This window comes from Salinispora vitiensis (assembly GCF_000378825.1).
In the GTDB taxonomy this organism is placed as follows: domain Bacteria; phylum Actinomycetota; class Actinomycetes; order Mycobacteriales; family Micromonosporaceae; genus Micromonospora; species Micromonospora vitiensis.
Map to the genome: position 1 here is coordinate 1,467,797 of NZ_KB900388.1, position 16,191 is coordinate 1,483,987.

Annotated in this window: 14 protein-coding genes and 1 pseudogene; 8 read left to right on the top strand and 7 right to left on the bottom strand. The window is 66.5% G+C overall.

Going from position 1 to position 16,191, the window contains the following annotated elements; all coding sequences use genetic code 11:
• The first annotated feature begins 81 nt into the window (after positions 1–81).
• On the top strand, positions 82–3,222 hold the full coding sequence (locus SALPAC2_RS0106830) for an ATP-binding protein (RefSeq protein WP_026184499.1): 3,141 nt from the start codon (positions 82–84) through the stop codon (positions 3,220–3,222).
• A 49-nt stretch (positions 3,223–3,271) separates the two neighbouring features.
• Here the strand turns inward: SALPAC2_RS0106830 and SALPAC2_RS0106835 are convergent, their stop codons facing one another.
• From SALPAC2_RS0106835 to SALPAC2_RS27210, 4 genes are all read right to left on the bottom strand, one after another.
• On the bottom strand, positions 3,272–4,120 hold the full coding sequence (locus tag SALPAC2_RS0106835; RefSeq protein ID WP_018215907.1) for an ABC transporter permease: 849 nt from the start codon (positions 4,118–4,120) through the stop codon (positions 3,272–3,274).
• Entirely contained in the window at positions 4,117–5,178 is a 1,062-nt protein-coding gene (locus tag SALPAC2_RS0106840) for a daunorubicin resistance protein DrrA family ABC transporter ATP-binding protein (protein WP_026184500.1), read from the bottom strand. Before SALPAC2_RS0106840 ends, SALPAC2_RS0106835 begins: the two co-directional genes overlap by 4 nt.
• Before the next feature lie 378 nt (positions 5,179–5,556).
• Complete coding sequence (locus SALPAC2_RS0106845; protein WP_026184501.1) at positions 5,557–6,102, bottom strand: hypothetical protein; 546 nt, start codon at positions 6,100–6,102, stop codon at positions 5,557–5,559.
• A 198-nt stretch (positions 6,103–6,300) separates the two neighbouring features.
• Positions 6,301–6,459 (bottom strand): hypothetical protein, encoded by a 159-nt coding sequence (locus tag SALPAC2_RS27210; RefSeq protein ID WP_018215910.1) that lies wholly within the window; start codon positions 6,457–6,459, stop codon positions 6,301–6,303.
• A 133-nt stretch (positions 6,460–6,592) separates the two neighbouring features.
• Between SALPAC2_RS27210 and SALPAC2_RS25820 the strand changes: the two are divergent.
• Positions 6,593–6,959: pseudogene (locus tag SALPAC2_RS25820) on the top strand (response regulator transcription factor); the annotation flags it as partial.
• A 112-nt stretch (positions 6,960–7,071) separates the two neighbouring features.
• Here the strand turns inward: SALPAC2_RS25820 and SALPAC2_RS0106860 are convergent.
• Positions 7,072–7,671 (bottom strand): hypothetical protein, encoded by a 600-nt coding sequence (locus SALPAC2_RS0106860; protein WP_018215912.1) that lies wholly within the window; start codon positions 7,669–7,671, stop codon positions 7,072–7,074.
• 929 nt (positions 7,672–8,600) lie between these two features.
• On the opposite strand from SALPAC2_RS0106860, the gene SALPAC2_RS25825 reads away from it, so the two are divergent.
• Genes SALPAC2_RS25825 through SALPAC2_RS24505 form a run of 3 tightly spaced genes read left to right on the top strand, consistent with a single transcriptional unit; the run spans position 8,601 to position 10,551 of the window.
• Positions 8,601–9,041 (top strand): ImmA/IrrE family metallo-endopeptidase, encoded by a 441-nt coding sequence (locus tag SALPAC2_RS25825; protein ID WP_162561295.1) that lies wholly within the window; start codon positions 8,601–8,603, stop codon positions 9,039–9,041.
• Positions 8,965–10,197, top strand: a complete 1,233-nt coding sequence (locus tag SALPAC2_RS0106865) for an MAB_1171c family putative transporter (RefSeq protein ID WP_018215913.1) — start codon at positions 8,965–8,967, stop codon at positions 10,195–10,197. Before SALPAC2_RS25825 ends, SALPAC2_RS0106865 begins: the two co-directional genes overlap by 77 nt.
• 57 nt (positions 10,198–10,254) lie before the next feature.
• Entirely contained in the window at positions 10,255–10,551 is a 297-nt protein-coding gene (locus SALPAC2_RS24505) for a DUF1877 family protein (protein ID WP_018215914.1), read from the top strand.
• Between the two features lie 57 nt (positions 10,552–10,608).
• Here SALPAC2_RS24505 and SALPAC2_RS0106875 read toward each other — a convergent pair whose 3' ends face one another.
• Entirely contained in the window at positions 10,609–11,580 is a 972-nt protein-coding gene (locus SALPAC2_RS0106875) for a carbohydrate kinase family protein (RefSeq protein WP_018215915.1), read from the bottom strand.
• A 320-nt stretch (positions 11,581–11,900) separates the two neighbouring features.
• On the bottom strand, positions 11,901–13,172 hold the full coding sequence (locus SALPAC2_RS0106880) for an MFS transporter (protein WP_018215916.1): 1,272 nt from the start codon (positions 13,170–13,172) through the stop codon (positions 11,901–11,903).
• Between the two features lie 245 nt (positions 13,173–13,417).
• On the opposite strand from SALPAC2_RS0106880, the gene SALPAC2_RS0106885 reads away from it, so the two are divergent.
• Genes SALPAC2_RS0106885 through SALPAC2_RS27775 form a run of 3 tightly spaced genes read left to right on the top strand, consistent with a single transcriptional unit; the run spans position 13,418 to position 16,121 of the window.
• Positions 13,418–14,173 carry an ATP-binding cassette domain-containing protein gene (locus SALPAC2_RS0106885; protein WP_080636881.1) on the top strand — a complete coding sequence of 252 codons (756 nt, stop codon included), beginning with the start codon at positions 13,418–13,420 and terminating at the stop codon, positions 14,171–14,173.
• Entirely contained in the window at positions 14,170–15,492 is a 1,323-nt protein-coding gene (locus SALPAC2_RS0106890; RefSeq protein ID WP_018215918.1) for a hypothetical protein, read from the top strand. The genes SALPAC2_RS0106885 and SALPAC2_RS0106890 overlap by 4 nt, the downstream gene beginning before the upstream one ends.
• A complete protein-coding gene (locus SALPAC2_RS27775; RefSeq protein WP_223874201.1) occupies positions 15,489–16,121 on the top strand; it encodes a hypothetical protein in 633 nt (210 codons plus the stop codon). The genes SALPAC2_RS0106890 and SALPAC2_RS27775 overlap by 4 nt, the downstream gene beginning before the upstream one ends.
• Positions 16,122–16,191 lie beyond the last annotated feature (70 nt).

Sequence of the window (16,191 nt, forward strand, 5' to 3'; positions counted from 1 at the left end):
CCGGGCCGATCGCGCCGGTCTTGCTGGTACCTGGGCGTCGCATGCGGCGCCGGCAGGCACAATGGGGGCCGTGAGATGGACATGACCGCAGGCCTTATCGGGCGGGAGCGCCAGCTGCGTTCGCTCCGCGGCATGATCGACGGCGTTTGCGGTGGCCGCGGCGGCCTGATCCTGGTGACCGGCGAACCGGGCGTGGGTAAGACGGCGCTGGTCACCCAGGCCGTGCAGGAGGCACGAGACACCGACCTGCTGGTGCTGATCGCGTCTTGCTGGGAATCCGAGACCGCCCCGGGATACTGGCCCTGGACCCAGGTTCTGCGCCAACTGCGCCGCCGCCTCGCCGCCGAGGTGTGGGCTGCGATCGACCAGCCGAGCACCGCGTCCATCAATGCCCTGCTCGGTGAGACGCGGGCGCGACCGGCGGCCGACGGCGACTTCGCCGTCTACGACGCGGTCGCTACCGCATTGGTGGCCGCCGCCCAGACGCGTCCTGTCATCATCGTAATCGACGATCTTCACTGGTGTGACGTGGCATCCCTGCGGCTGCTCGATTTCGTGGCTCGACACACCTGGCACGAGCGGATCCTGACGATCGGCACCTACCGTGACGACGAGGTGGATGCTCGGACGGCACCGGCGCAGCACCTCGTCGGGCAGTTGACCGGCCGATCCAAGGTGATCGCCCTCACCGGATTACCACCGCCGCAGGTCGGCGAGCTCATCAGTCGCCTGACCGGGGTCGACGTAACCGCGGACGTGGCCGACCGAGTATCCCGGCAGACCGGCGGCAATCCGTTCTTTATTGAACAGGCCGCGCGTCTGTGGAGCGGCGACGACATCCTCGAGGTGCCGCTCGGTGTCCGGTACGCCATCCGTGCCCGGCTGGACAAGCTTCCGAGCACCACGCAGCGAACCCTGGCCACCGCCGCCATCTTCGGACCCAGCTTCAACCGCACGTTGCTGGCGGCCGTGTGCGGTCTGACAACAGCAGATCTGGACGGCACTCTGCAGCAGGCCGTTTCCGCGCGTCTGATCGTCGGCGCCGGGCCGAGCCGGATGAGGTTTGTCCACGACCTGATCAGAGAGACCCTGTACCTGGCGTGGGAGGATGACGCCCGCGCCGAGCGGCACGCGGCGGTCATTGGCACCGTTGACCAGAACCCCTCCCTGACAGCAATGATCTCGCCGAGTGACCTGGCCCGACACGCCTTCCTGGGCCTGCCACACCTGGCGGCGGACACGACCGTCCGCTACCTGCGCGCGGCGGCACGTGATGCCGCGAGCAGGCTGGCCTTCGCTGAGGCCGCCGAATGTCAGCGGCAGGCGCTCACGATCGCCGCCGACCCCCGGCTCGAGGTCTGCATCGCCCTCGACCTAGCGACGGCGCTGTACTACGACGGTGACCGGTCGGCGTCGGCGCGGTCCTTCGACAACGCCTGCACCCTCGCCCGGGTCGCCGCCGACGCTGAGTCGCTGGCCCGTGTCGCGTTGACCGCATATCGCACCGGCGAGCCGTTCGCTGGTGGCGCGGCGGCCCGCTCGACGGTGCTGCGTGCGGCCTACCGCCGGGTCGGCGGGCCGGGGAACGACGCCGATCAGGACCCACACCGGCAGGCAGCGGTCCTGGTTGACTACCTCGAGACCCGCGCCCGGGCCCGGAACGACGACGAGTCGCTGACCTTTTGCCTCTGGGTCCGTTACGAGAGTGGGCTCGGTGTCGGCAACGTCCACGAGCGGGCGGCGTTGATGCGAGAGATCACCACCTTGTCGCAACGTTCTGCGGACCCGGACAGCCAATCGGCAGCGGCATCCCTGCGGTGGGTGGCGTTGATCGAGCAGGGTGACGCCGACTACGTGGCGCATTTCGAGGCGCACCTGGCTGCGGCTGCGGGCTCCGACACGCCACGTGACCGTCTTACCGTCCATGTCGACCGGGCGATTGTGGCTACCTTGACCGGACACTTCGGCGAGGCGGAAGAGCATGTGGCGCATCTGGAACCCACCGGCAAGGCGGTCCGCTCCGACTGGGACATGATGGGTTATCACCTCCGCTGGGCGTCGTGTCTGCTGCAGGGCCGATTTCCCGAGGCGGAGAAGGTGCTGCGGGAACTTGGCGGCGGTGACGACCCATACCGTCAGGTTCTGGCGGCTGTCACCGCCTTGGAGCAGGGCGATCCCGATCACGCGGTGCAGTACCTCGCACAGGCAGGCGGACCCGAGTCCCACCCACGGTACTTGGCACCTTTGGTTCTCCGGCTGCAGGCCCAGGCCGGCGCGGCTCGCACCGACGCGTCGTTGATGGAGCAGGCGTGGGCTGCGCTTGTTCCGTTGCGGGGCTCCTGGCTCGTTTCGCTCTTCGGCTGCGACGTCAGCGGTCCGGCCGACCTGTGGCTCGCGACGATCGATCTCGCCCAACGGCGGTGGGACGACGCCATCGATCGTTTCCGCGAAGCCCGTGAGCAGGCGCAGCGGTTGCGTGCGCGACCATGGTCGACGTTGGCGGGCGTCGGCCTGGTAAAGGCGCACCTCGGCAGAGGCTCCGAGGTGGATGCGGCCGCGGTTGTGGAGCAGGTGCGTCGCGATGCGACCGGCCTGGGGATGATCCATGTCCTGCGCCGCATTCAGCGATTGCTTCCGGCCGCACCGACCGTCAGCATCGACGGCGGCGAGCGGACGCCGTACGAGTTCCGGTGGAACGGCACCACCTGGTGCCTGACCTACGATTCCCACACCGTGCATCTTCCCGACGCGAAGGGCCTACGAGACCTGCATCTACTCCTCAGCCGGCCCCATACGGCCGTGCCGGTTGCCACCATGCTGAACCCGGCTGGCGGGCCTGAGGTGGTCGCTGCGGTCGAGCTGGGCGGCGACCTGGTCCTCGATGCCGCGGCCGCGCGGGCGTACCGCAAACGCCTCGGCGACCTCGACGACCTCATCGACCAGGCGATACTCGATGACCACCGCGCTCGGGTGGCCGGGTTGGAGAAGGAACGCGCGGCGTTGCTCGAGGAGCTTCGGACCGCGGGAGGGCTGGCCGGGCGTACGCGTCGGCTTGGTGTCGGCACCGAACGCGCCCGCAAGACCGTCGGTGCCCGTATTCGAGACGCCCTTCGCCGGATGGAGCACCAGCATCCGCCGCTGGCGGCGCACTTCCGCGGCGCCGTCTCGACCGGCGTGACCTGCTGCTACCGCCCTCGAAGTCCGGTGCCTTGGCGGCTGTGAGCCACCAGGGCACCGGGAACCGGCGTCGGCACGGGGGCCGACGCCAGCATCAACGGCGATCGTAGCGCCGCATCGTGAGGGACCCGAAGACGATCGTCAACACCGCACTTGCGATCAGGACCCGCCAGATCTCCCCAGGGTTCGACTCGCCGGACATCACCGACCGGACCGCCGCGACCAGATGCGTTATCGGATTGACGTTAATGACGGCTTGTAGCCAACCCGGCATAGTATCGGGATTGACATATACGTTGCTGACGAAGGTTAGCGGGAACAGCAGCAGCATGCTGACGTTGGTGACGCCCTTCTCATCACGCATCACCAGCCCCAGCAGATTCCACACCCAGGAGAACGCGAAAGCGAAGAGCACCAGCAGCCCGATCCCGGCCACGACACCCGCCACGCCGCCACCCGGCCGGTAGCCCAGCGCGAGTCCCGCCGCAACGATCACCAGGCTCGCCATGAGGTACCGCAGAATGTCGCCGTACAGTGCGCCCACCAGGGCGGCAGGCCGCCAGATCGGTAGCGTGCGGAACCGGTCGAAGATGCCCTTCCCGATGTCGGCGTTAAGCCCCACACCGGTGTACATCGTGATCATAACGACACTGGTGACCAGGATGCCGGGCAGCAGGAACTGCAGGTACTCCCGCGGTGAGCCCGCCAGCGCCCCGCCGAACAGGTACGTGAACATCAGCGTCATCACCAGGGGAAACGCTGTCACGTCGAACAGTTGCTCGGGCATGTGCTTGAACCGGAGTAGCGCACGCCAGCCGAAGGCGACGGACGCCGCGAGCGCCCCGGGGGCGGGTGGGCGTGACGTCGGGTCCAACACCGCCCCGATGGCTTCCCGGGACGGAGCCGCCAAGACGTCCGACGAGGTCGACACGGTGGTGGTCATGCTGGCACCTCCTGGTGGCTGCGCGCATCTGTCGCGCGGGTGACCGGTCGGTCGGTGAGCGCGAGGAACACCTCGTCGAGGCTGGGCTGTCCCAGCGAAAAGGCGTCAACGGCGATACCGGCGCGGGCCAACTCGCTGAGGGTGTGCGCGGCGCGCTCGGCAGCCGCCTGGCTGCCCGCCTCTTCGACGGCGGCCGGGTCGCAGCCGGCATCGGCACCGACGTCGGCATCGGCACCGACCCGGGCCCTCAGCGCGGCCTTGTCGCCGTCGTCTTCGATGACGTCGCCTAGGACGCGTGAGACGACGGTCTCGGCCTGTGCACGCTGCCCGGGGTCACGCAGGCGCAGGTGCACGGTGCCACCGCCGACAGCGGATTTCAGTTCGCCCGGGGTTCCTTCCGCAATGACCCGACCGTGGTCGATCACCGCGATCCGTGCCGCCAGCCTGTCCGCTTCATCCAGGTACTGCGTCGTCAGCAGGACCGTGGTGCCGTACGCGACCACCGCCCGCACAATCTCCCACACCTGGCTGCGGCTGCGAGGGTCGAGTCCGGTGGTCGGTTCGTCGAGGAACAGCACCTCGGGGGTGTTGAGGATGCTCGCGGCAATGTCGAGGCGCCGCCGCATCCCGCCGGAGTACTTTTTGACCTGCCGTCCTGCTGCTTCGGTGAGTCCGAACGCCGCGAGAAGCTGGTCGGCGCGCTTGCGGGCCTCCGCTCGCCGATGCCCCAACAGCCGGCCGAGGAGGACGAGATTCTCCATCCCGGTCAGCGTTTCGTCGACCGAGGCGTACTGTCCGGTCAGACTCAACTTGCCTCGGACCTGCTGTGCCTCGCGCACGATGTCGTATCCCAGCACCGTTGCCTGGCCGGCGTCCGGGCGAAGCAGCGTCGCCAACATGCGTACCGCTGTCGTCTTCCCCGCACCATTGGGCCCGAGAATGCCGTACACCGCCCCTTTCGGGATTCTGAGATCGAGCCCGTCCACGGCGCGAGTGTTGCCGAATGTCTTTACCAAGCCGGACGTCTCTATCGCCAGCCCTTGGCTTGCCTCGTCCACCAATACCCCTTCCACAAGTGATGCCGCCGCCGGGCAAGCCGCCCGCCCCGGTTGAGCGGAGCGTGTTCTTGAACAGCGCCGGCTCCCGCCGTCATTTACCAGGCGCGAGATCGCAACCAGCACCCGCTAGACCTGGTCTAGCGAGGAAGAGACGTGCCAACGATCTACCGCGGAATGACGGTGTGCAGGTGGGGCAGGTCCGTGGCCTGGACCGCGGCGACCCACGCGAGGAGACAGTCGTCGTTACCGCGTACGCGTCGGCTGGTGTTCTTTGAGCTGGTCGGGCATTGCCCTCATCAGGCATCGCCCAGGTCCGGCCACTCGTGCCGCTGCCCGAACCATCACCGAGCCGGACAGCTCCCCCGCGGTCAACGGCCGCTACGGCCGCGTCGATCCGGAAACCTCGGACGTCGACGAGCGAGTCGGGCCCGCCAACCTGGCCTGCTGTGCCTCGATCGCCCGGATGTGCCGGTACGCGAACCACAACGGTGGGAACGCTCCGACAGCAAAGGACAGGTCCACCAAGGTCCAGAACCACGGGATCTGCCGGAGCGGGCCGCAGATCAGCGCCAGCGGAATAATCCCGGCGCAGGCGATCATGCCGAGTTGGACCACCCAGACGTTTCGCACCGGGTCGCGTAGCGGCCCCCAGAACGCCACCGCGAGCACCAGATGGGCGAACGCGAGCCAATCCGTCCCGTACCGCATGAACGGGTGGTGGTCCCCGGTTTCCACCAGCCCGACGTGCACCCGCTCAATCCAACTGACCAGGGCCGGCAACTGGTCGGCGAACGGGTCCACCGCCCGCAGCAGCCAACGCACCTCAATCTCGAGCGGGAACGCGGTGACCCCGCTCAGGAAGAGTCCCACCACCACGACCCACAACCAGCCGCGAGTTCGCCGCAGGCGCTCCTCGACAGTCATGCCGTCAGGGTAGCGATGAACTTCGAGGTGCCCGGGCCTGGGAGCGCCCGGGTCCTTGCCGACATCGCCGACGAAGTCGTCCATTGCGGTCAGTAGAACCTCGGTTCCATCGCCGCGATCCTGCCAGAGATCGACTCGTCCCACGGTCCTCGTAGGCTGGGCTACCGGCTGCGCTCCTCAGAACCGCGGCACCGAAGCTCAGCCACGGTGGCGCAGAGAGCGCCAGGTCGGCAGTGCGCTCGCCAGCACCGCCAGGAGCAGGCAGAACCCCACCACCGCGCCGACCACCGACCACGGCACCACCAGGTCGACCGGTACGCCGGCCTGCTCGGCGTTGCGGCCGGTCTCCTCGATCACCCCGCAGGGCGGCCCCGCCTCGCGGGGTCAGGGTCGAGGTGACCGACGACGGCTCCGGCGACGACGTGATTGGCGACGGCCGCCTTCACCACGATGAGGCGGTGACGGCCAGCCTGCCCTGCCGGGTAGCCCCGTGATCCGGGTACTGATCGCCGACGACCAGGCGCTGCTGCGTGGCAGTTTCCGGCTACTGGTCGATTCGGACCCAGACTTCACCAGGGTCGGTGAGGCGGGCACCGGGATGGAGGCTAAGGCGCTGACCGCCGAGCACCGGCCGGACGTGGTGCTGATGGACGTACGGACGCCAGAGCTGGACGGTATCGAGGCGACCCGACGGATCTGTGGCGACCCCGCCACTGCCGCGACGGCTGGAGGGGGTGACCGAGCGGGAACGGGAAGTGCTCACGCTGATCGGCCGGGGCCTGTCCAACGCGGAGTTGGCCGGGCACCTCGGTCTCAGCCTGGCCACCGTAAAGACGCACGTGGGGCGATTGTTGACCGGGTATCTCCGCCTCGGCTGTTTCGCATCGGAACTCGACCCGACACCCTGCGCTCGATCGCCCGCCGGTGGCAGCATCTCAACGACGAGATCAAGACCCACGAGGAAGGTGCTCAGAACAGGCAGGGGAAAAGGAACGCCATGGCGGCAGCGCCGACGGTGGCACCGGCGATGACTTGGCCGAGGGTGTGGTCGCGAAGGACGACCCGGGACCAGCAAACCGCTGCGGCGACGGGGGCGGTGGCGAGTGCGAGAGGGCCGAAGGTCACAGCGAGGGCGGCGGTCGTGCCAGCGGCGACAAGTGCGTGGATGGAGATCTTCCAGCGCAGCAGCAGGGTCACTGGCCAGGCGACCAGGAGAGCGGCAACCATGGCGACGACCAGGGCGATGAGTTGTCGAGGCGCCCCGATGGTGATGAGCACAGCAGCACCGACAGCGGTGGAGAGTACACAGATAAGAATCGGGAGTTTGCGTTGTTCGCGGACACCGACGTGGTGGTCTGTCCATCTGCCGTGTCGCACGCCGCGCAGGATGTAGGTGATCGGGATGAAGCTTCCGGCCGCGGCGGCGACCAGTCCGACGGCAAGGGCTTGGGCAGTGTTTGCCGCCGAGTGCCAGGCCACCACGAGTGTGAGGGTGGCGACGAGGACGGCAGGGGAGAGCCCGTCAGTGATGAGCCTGGCGAGTCGGATGGTCGGGGCGGCGGCAGGCATTCGGTTTGCTCCCAAGGCAGCGTTGTTATTGGCGCGCTGGCGGTGTCCGTAAGGGTGTTGACCGCGCCGGGGCCAGGGGTTTGGGTGGCCGGATGCCTTTCGACGCTCCAGCTCTCGTGTGTGCTCCGGCGTGCTGTCGATGTGCGGACGGGTGCGTGGAGCGCGTCCGGCTGGATGGGACTCTCTAGTGCCTCGAAGGGCAGCGAGAGCCTCCACACACTAGTTGGTCGGTTTCGTTCGTTCTCCGGGTGGAACGCATGGAGTTAGCTGACGGAGCTGTCTCCGCCAGCACGCCGAACAGCCTAACCACCTCACCCTTGGTAAATAACCCAGCGCGCTCTGTCGTCAGGTTGTTGCGGTACGGGTAGGCGAATTGTCGGCCCAGACAGTGTTCGGGGGCGCGTAATACCCTGGGGGCGCGGTTGACCATGAGGGCCTTGAGGTATGCAATGGGACATACTTGGTTGTTATCGGTTGACAACACCGCGTGCACACCCCTTATCCTCGATCGCGCCCACTCGAGTGGACGCGATCGAGGATGGGGATGGCTGTCGAAGCCTGTCGGGAATCCATCCGGACGCCAGGGGCAAAGGGAAGTTGATAGAACTAGCGGCGCTTTCGACTTGCTTACCTGAATGTTCAAGATCACTGTCCGGCATGGAGGTTTCCGACAGTCAGCTATCCCGCGGCAATGCACAGGCCGTTTCCTGGTTAGGGTGCCGTATGGTGCCATCGTGGACGACGGTGCACCGCGAGGCAGGTGATGGTAGGTGAGCCTCGCCCGCCCTTTTTGGCGACGCCGACAAACCCAAAGGTCGACGGTCGATGCCGCCCTACCGGTTGGTAACTCAATCGAGCGTCTGCGACGTGACATCGCGTCCCTGATAGCCGCGCACCCTCCGCCCGTCCCGTGGGATGTACGCCGCTATGTGGCAACCATTGCGGAGTCTCGGCAGCGACCGATCATCTTGTTGCCCATCGACACCACTGCTACCGGCGTCTGTGGGCTCTGGGTCACCACCGCCACCAAGGATTACATCGCCTTTGAGCGGCAGACGAGCCCCGCGCACCAAGACCACATTGTGCTGCACGAGCTTGGCCACATCCTCTGTGGCCACACCGGCGACCTCGTTGATTCCTGGGCGGAGGGGCGTACATCGTCCAACGACTGGCATGAGCAACAAGCTGAGGCGTTCGCGGTCGAGATGATGCTGCGCCTCAAGCATGACCCCGTCGCATCCTATGACCCTGCGGTGGATCGTGTCCTGACCGCGCTCGACCCCGGAGGTACTCATGCTGATGCGGATCGTTCTCTTCCTTGTGGCCGCCGCTGGCCTCTACATCTTCTACGGCTTGGTTACACGCCGTGAAGGCCGCACACCGGGGAGGGCTTGGCTGGCCACCGCATTGGTTCTCGTAGGCGGCAGTGTGTTGATCGGGGACCTGTACTACCACGAGCTGACTCGCCTCACCGGAATCCCGAACGTCGCACGGCTGATGTACCACTTGTTCGGGGGCGTTGCGGCCGCCTACGCGGCCCAGTGCATGGTCGCCTACTGGGTTTACCCCACTACGCAGGCCCGCCAGCAGGCCCTGCGTAGGACAGCGGTTTCGGCGACCATTGCCCTTGCGATGACCGTTCTGTTCTTCAGTGTCGAAACCGGGCAGGAAACAGAGCGATGGCAGGAACGACACGGTCACATCCCCCAAATCGCCGCCTATATTGTTTTGTTTAACATTGCCATCGGGTGGATGTTGCATGACGTGCGGCGTGCGTCTTGGCGCTACTCCTCGCATATTCGTGACCGCCCTCGCGTTCGGCTCAGCCTTCGGCTGTTCTCCATCGGCGCCTTCATCGGTTTGATCTACTCGGCAACTCACATTGCAAACGTCATTGCCATCGCTACCGAAAAGCCGATCCCAACAGCAATATTCCTTACACTAGTCAATGGCGCCCAGAATTTCTGCCTGCTGTTCATCGCAGCTGCTGCAGTAGTCCCTGGCATTGGCGCCGCCGCTGCCAGGTCCCGCCGGGCGCTACTCACCGCCCGGCTGCAACCACTATGGTCCGCGGTCCGCGATGGGTTCCCGACTCCGCGAAGTGTAGATCGAGATGGACCCGACAGTACCGCTCAAGCGATTATGGCCGGGCTCACGGCGAAGAATGATGAGCCCGTTCACCGGATGGTTATCGATATTCGAGACGGCTATTTGGAAATGCGACCCTGGGTCGACGCAGATGTCGCAGAGGCGGCCCGCCGGCTCGCTGCCGAACAAACCCAACTGCACGGAGACGATGTCGACGCGACCATCGAAGCCACCACAGTCGCCTGCGCCCTGCGGGACAAGGCAGCCGATCGGCGCCCCGTAAATCAGGGCGAACTCCCCCGCGGGGCCGACGACATGTCTATGGAAGCACGGTGGCTTGTCCGAGTCTCCACCGCGATGCGCCAGTCTAGAATCGTCCAACTTGTCCTGCAGGACGATGACTCATCCGTCCCCGTAACCAATCCTGGACTGCGGTAGTAGCGGAAGCCCGGTGAAGCTCCCGACCAGTCACCCTACCGGCTGTAACGGATTCCCATGCCTTGGCACGAGGTTCCACTGGCCCTCGGGGCGGAGGCGTTCGTGGAGTTGCCAGACGTAGAACCCGACAGCGAGGAGATGTTCGTTTTCCTGGAGAACTGCGAGGACGACTGGGGCTACGGGGCACCTTCCTATCTGACACCGTTCCAGGTAGGGGCTGCGGCAGCGGGACTGGCCGCGCTCACGGAAGACGACCTTGTCCGCGGCGTCGACCCGCAGGAGTTGAACCGGGCCGAGATCTACCCCGAGGCTTGGGAAAGACCCGGCGAGTTGGCATGGGTGGCTCTTGACTGATCGGTGGCCGGCCTCCCGCCGGAGCATCCCGGTTGGGTGGACCGCTTCACGTACGGCTCAGGAGAGGTGTCGAGCCAGGTCCCGCGCAGCCTCCTCGCCGTATCCCTGGCGCATGCGATCGAGAAGCACGGTCGGGTCGACCTGGTACTCCTGGGCGCCGATTCTCTCCAAGCAAAGGCCGGCGACCAGCGAGCCCAGCTGGCCGGCCCGGACCAACGACAGATCCCAGGAGATTGCGGCGAAGAAGCCCGTACGGAATGCGTCACCGCCACCGGTCGGATCCGGGGTCTCGAAAGTGGCCGGCACCGCAACATGAAAGGTGGCACCGTCTCGTTCGGCGATCTCCACGCCGTCCTTGCCCAGAGTGGTAACGCGAACTCGGACCAGGTCCAATAGTTGCTCGTCCGTCAGGCCCGCCTTGCTCTGCAGCAGCGACTTCTCGTACTCGTTGGTCAGCAGGTAGTCGGCTCCGGTGATCAGTTCCAGGACCTGCTCGCCGTTCATCCGCGGCAGCTGCTGCGAGGGGTCAGCGGCGAAGGGGTAGCCATTCGCCCGGCACTCGGCGGCCTGCGCGAGCATCGCGCCGGGGTCGCTGGCACCGATGACGACCAGGTCCAGACCGCCGATCTGCTCGGCCACCGGGACCAGCCGGATGGCTCCGGTCTCGGCCATCGCGCCAGCGTAGAAGCTGGCTATCTGGTTGTCATCACGATCGGTGGCGCAGATGAAGCGCGCAGTGTGCGCCTTGTCGCTGACGTGGATGAAGTCGCACTCGACGCCGAGTCCACGCAGAGAGGCCCGGTGCTCCTCGAAGTCCTTCCCGACCGCACCCAGGAGCACCGGTCGCATGCCCAACTGCGCCAGGCCAAAGGCGATGTTGGCCGCGACGCCGCCGCGCCGGATCACCAACTCGTCCGCGAGGAACGATACGAACACCTGCGGCAGTGCCTCACGAAACAGCTCGCCGAAGTGTCCGTCGAAGGTCATCAGCTGGTCCGTGGCGATGGAGCCGGCCACAGCGATCTTCATCTCGACCTCGCGGAGTCGTCGGGATCGGGCGCGGCCAGAGTACCGGAGTAGCTACTGGACCCTCCCGGTGAAGGGACATCGATCGACTGCCATCCGGTACCGACGATAGTTTCCGGCAGGTACGGCGCTTCCCGGGCCGACGGCCCGCTGGTCCGCCGACAGGCTGAGCGCCAGAAAGCGGCGGGTCGAGCTGAGCCCGCCACACGTCCGATTTATGATCATGCAGCTCCAGCCGTCGTGCTCAGCCAGGTTGAAAAAGCTAGATGTACTCCCAGACGTGATCTTCCAGCCGGAGCTGGACGACGTGCAGGTGCAACGGGTCAACGGCCGACGCTCGCGACATCCTCTTGGCCGACCTGTTGGTCGGACGCCGGATGGTCAGTGAGGTCACGCAGGTGGCGGATCGGTGAGCGCAGCAACACCAGTGGGGCGCAGACCACGGCGACGACCGAGACCAGCAGGGCGACCCGGCTGCCGTAGAACCCGGCGAGGGCGCCGGCCGCCAGGCCACCGACCGGGATGGCCCCCCAGGTGACGAAGCGAACCGTCGCCATTACCCGGGAGAGCAGGTCGGGCGGGCTGGCCATCTGTCGGTATGTCCGGGTGATAACGCTGAGCAGCACTACCCCGGCAGCGAAGACCGCGCTACCGATGGCGAAGCAGAGATAGCCCGTCAGACCGCTGCCCAATGGAACCAGGATCGCGCCGGCCACCGAAACCGCACCGGACAGCAGGAGCGCCCGGGCCGAACCGAGCCACGCCGTGAGCCGGGGCGTCAGAGCTGCGCCGACCAGCGAACCAACGCCCTCGACAGCGAGCAGCAAGCCTACGAGGCCAGGCGGAGCGTGCAGGGTACGAACCAGGTGTAGCGGGTAGAGCGCTATCTGGGCACCGCAGGCGACACACAAGGCTGTGGCGGCCCAGGTGCAAGGGGCCATCACAGGATGCCGAGAGACGAAATGCCAGCCTTCCTGGATCATGGCGCGAACCGGTGGCCACCGGTCGGGTGCTTCCGTGGCTCGTGCCGGCAGGGACCGGAGCAGCAACGCCGAGATCAAGTAGCTCGCCGCGTCAACCAGCAGGGTCGGCACCGCACCGAGCAGCTGCACGATCAGACCGCCGATTGGTGGCCCGCCGACCTGGGTGACCGCGTGAGTGCCGGAATTGAGGCTGTTGCGGGACTGTAACCGTTCGCGCGGAACGATCCTGGGCAGGAACGTGGCATTCGCGACGTCGAAGAGCACGTTGCTGAAACTGATCACCAGTGCGACGACCACGAGCTGGGCGGTGCTCAGTACCCCCCACCACCAGGCGAGTGGGATGGAGGCCACCGCGAGGGCCCGGGCGAGGTCTGTACCCACCTGCATGCCACGAAGCGGTAGCCGCTGCACGATCACCCCAGCGGGAAGGCCGATCACCAGCCATGCGACATAGCCGGCGGCGGCGATCAGGCTCACCTCGAAAGCACTCGCGTCGAGCACGAGCAGAGCGGTCAGCGGCAGGGCTACTGCTGTGACCGCCGAGCCGACTGCGCTGAGCGTGCCAGCGGCCCACCATCTCCAGAAGACACTGGCACCCTGCTCGACCCCCATGCGCTCGACCCCGCCCCGAAAGAGTGAGTCCACTTTGGCGTTGGACTCTACTTGGCAGCGAGGTAACGGAACAGGGACGGTGAGACGCGCGTAGATCGGAGTTGAAGATCTCGGGACCCCAACTTTGACGCCTCCACCCAGGCTAGCGCCACCGACGACACAAGCTCGAAGTCGAGCAGATCTTCGATGGCCTGCTCGTAGACTGCCGTGAGTCACGCCAAGAGCCGCATTTCGGGGTAAAAATCATGAACGTTGTTACTGTCGAAGGGTTCGGTTTCGCCTACGGGCGACACTGCGTCTTCGATTCCGTCGACTTACGGATACCTCCGGGTGTGACCGGGCTGCTGGGCCCGAACGGGGCGGGTAAGACAACGCTGTTGTCGGTGCTAGCGACACTCGCGCCCGTTCGGGTCGGCAGGATCAACGTGTTGGGCCTGGATGTCGCTGACCGCGGGCAGCGGCGACAGTTACGCGCCCGGATCGGGTTCGTGCCGCAACGGTTCGGCGTTGTTGGGTCGTTTACGGTCCTGGAGAGCGTCTCCTACGCCGCGTGGCTGCACGGGGTGCCTAGCCCGCGGTGTGACACGGCCGCTCGGAAGGTTATTGAGCAGGTTGACCTCACCTCACAGGCCGACCGGAAGGTGAGAAAGCTCTCCGGCGGGATGCGTCAGCGACTGGGGATCGCGCAGGCGCTGGCCCACGAACCTGAGCTGTTGTTGCTCGACGAGCCAACGGTCGGCCTGGACCCTGGTCAACGGCTGCGACTGCGAGAGCTACTGCGCCAGATCGGCCAGGCGCGGTCGGTCGTGGTGAGTACGCACATGGTGGATGACGTCGAGCAGGCATGCGGACGGGTTGTTGTCCTGGACCGCCGGGTGGTGTTCAACGGAACCCCGGCCGCGCTGGCTGAACGTGGGGCGGCCGGGCACGCGCCGGGGACAGCTTTGGAACGTGGTTACACCAGTCTGGTGGACGACGTACCGGCCGGGAGGTCCACGTGACTCGCCTGCTCTGGACCCTGGCGCGGAGGGTCTACCTGTGGCCGGCGCTGGTGGTCCTGGTGGTCACTCTCGCCTACCAGGTCGACCTTCTCGGCTTCAGGTACGCGCTGTGGATCCACACCTCGGAGGTCGCGCACAGCGCCCTACAGTTGGCCGGGCCGGTCATGGTCGGAGCGGGCGGATACGCGGCACTGCGGCTGACCCGCAACACCGGCCTGCTGGGGCAGTCGTCGGCGGTGCGGCACGGACGCGGCATGATCGGCCTGCACCTCGCGGCGGGCGTGCTCGCGTTGGGTGGTGCCTACGCGTTGGGGCTGGCTCCCCTGTTCGTCTGGACGATGGCCACGGCCACTTCAGGACATCCACTGGTCCTGCCCTTGATCAATGCGGCGGTCAGCTCGATCGCTTGCCTGTGCATCGGCTACGGCGTGTGTCGGCTGGTTCCGTCACCGGCGCTGCCGCCGATCCTCGCGGTGGCCGCCTTCTGGATCCTCGGCGGTGCCGCGGCCGCCGACGGCGACGGCTGGAACATGCTCACCCCCGTGCGCTTTCGTCAGTACCGGCTGGGCAGCCACAACAACCTTGAAGCGATGGGGCTCCAGGTCCTGCTCTACGGACTACTCGCCGCCGCGGCAGTCACCGCCGTCGTGCTACTCGGGTACTGGGCGCACAGATCATTGCTCGTGCGGCAAGGCGTTCCCACCCTGGTCCTCGTGGCGCCACTACTGCTCATTCCGGTTGGACTCGCGACACGACCGCCGTTGTTCGAACGGGGCAGTTCGTCTCCCGCGCCCGTCTGCACGCAGGCGCCCGATGTGTCAGTGCCGGTGTGCAGTCACCCAGCGCTACGCCGGGACCTGCCACAGGCCGCCCTGGCTGCCAGCCGCGTTATCGCTCTCTACGGTGGCCAGCCTCCCACCGGCACACAACGCATCGTCGCGACCGGCGACCGGCGCCTACAGCAACCAGGTGACCTTCACATCACCGTGGCTCCGAGCGCACCGCTGCGGTTCTACGTAACCATCAGCCTCACCCAGCAGCTCGCCGGCTGGGCAGAATGCGAGGCGAAGTTCCCAAAACGTGTCGACGATTTTGGCAACCCACTGCGGTCCGAGCAAGCCGACCTGGCACAAGCAATCTCAGGCTGGCTCAACCACCACACCGGCTACGAGTACGACCACGCCAACATCGTCGGCGAACGAGCCCACACCCTACTCGAACGCCTCAACTCACTACCCGAAGCTACGGTCACCGACTGGCTCCGAACCAATCGTGAACGGGTCGCACATTGCGATCTCCCGATCAGCGAGGTGCCGTGAGGCAACTTCTACTATTCGCCCGCGCCAGACAGCTACACGCCGCACTACCGCTCGCGCTGGCCGTGCTCGTGGTGACCCAGCTCGCCGCCGATCAAGTAATTCCACTCCAGATCGTGTCCGGCAGCCCAGCCCGCCCCGTACCCGCTGCCGAAGCCATTCCCGCCATATCAGCCAGCCTCGCCGGATGGGCATGCCGCCCCACCCTATGGCAACACGAACGGATCTCCGTTCGTCACCTTTCCTGGCTGACCGCCGGGGTCGCGGTCATCCTCATGGCGATCCCTACTCTCGCCGTACTCCTCGCCGCACCCCGCTACCCACAATTCGGACACTGGCCCGCCTACACGCAAAACGTCCTCATCCTCGCCGCGGTCGGGCTACTCGCTGGCGTGCATCTGTCCCCGACCGCGAGCTGGCTACCACCACTCGCCCTCTACCTCGCGACGATCGGCGCCCAACAGTACTGGGGTCACCAGATGTCCGCCTGGTGGCCACTCGCCGACCCACGCTCCACCACAGCTGACCGCCTGCACCTCGCCATCGCCCTCGCGCTCGCCGCCGCGGCGATCCAAGCCACCACCCGCGGCGCCACCATCGCCTCAAGCCAGAGAGCTACCGTCGAAAACTAGTGCGGCAGCCGCCGTTAGCCTACGCGTGCCGAGACCACATCCGTGCTGGTCAAAGCCATCTCAACAGCTG

What these genes read in the sequence shown, in the direction of transcription:
- SALPAC2_RS0106875 (WP_018215915.1), bottom strand. Translation starts at nt 11,580, where the DNA reads ATGAAGATCGCTGTGGCCGGCTCCATCGCCACGGACCAGCTGATGACC.
- SALPAC2_RS0106880 (WP_018215916.1), bottom strand. Translation starts at nt 13,172, where the DNA reads ATGGGGGTCGAGCAGGGTGCCAGTGTCTTCTGGAGATGGTGGGCCGCT.
- SALPAC2_RS0106830 (WP_026184499.1), top strand. Translation starts at nt 82, where the DNA reads ATGACCGCAGGCCTTATCGGGCGGGAGCGCCAGCTGCGTTCGCTCCGC.
- SALPAC2_RS0106835 (WP_018215907.1), bottom strand. Translation starts at nt 4,120, where the DNA reads ATGACCACCACCGTGTCGACCTCGTCGGACGTCTTGGCGGCTCCGTCC.
- SALPAC2_RS0106865 (WP_018215913.1), top strand. Translation starts at nt 8,965, where the DNA reads ATGCTGATGCGGATCGTTCTCTTCCTTGTGGCCGCCGCTGGCCTCTAC.
- SALPAC2_RS0106845 (WP_026184501.1), bottom strand. Translation starts at nt 6,102, where the DNA reads ATGACTGTCGAGGAGCGCCTGCGGCGAACTCGCGGCTGGTTGTGGGTC.
- SALPAC2_RS0106885 (WP_080636881.1), top strand. Translation starts at nt 13,418, where the DNA reads ATGAACGTTGTTACTGTCGAAGGGTTCGGTTTCGCCTACGGGCGACAC.
- SALPAC2_RS0106860 (WP_018215912.1), bottom strand. Translation starts at nt 7,671, where the DNA reads ATGCCTGCCGCCGCCCCGACCATCCGACTCGCCAGGCTCATCACTGAC.
- SALPAC2_RS24505 (WP_018215914.1), top strand. Translation starts at nt 10,255, where the DNA reads ATGCCTTGGCACGAGGTTCCACTGGCCCTCGGGGCGGAGGCGTTCGTG.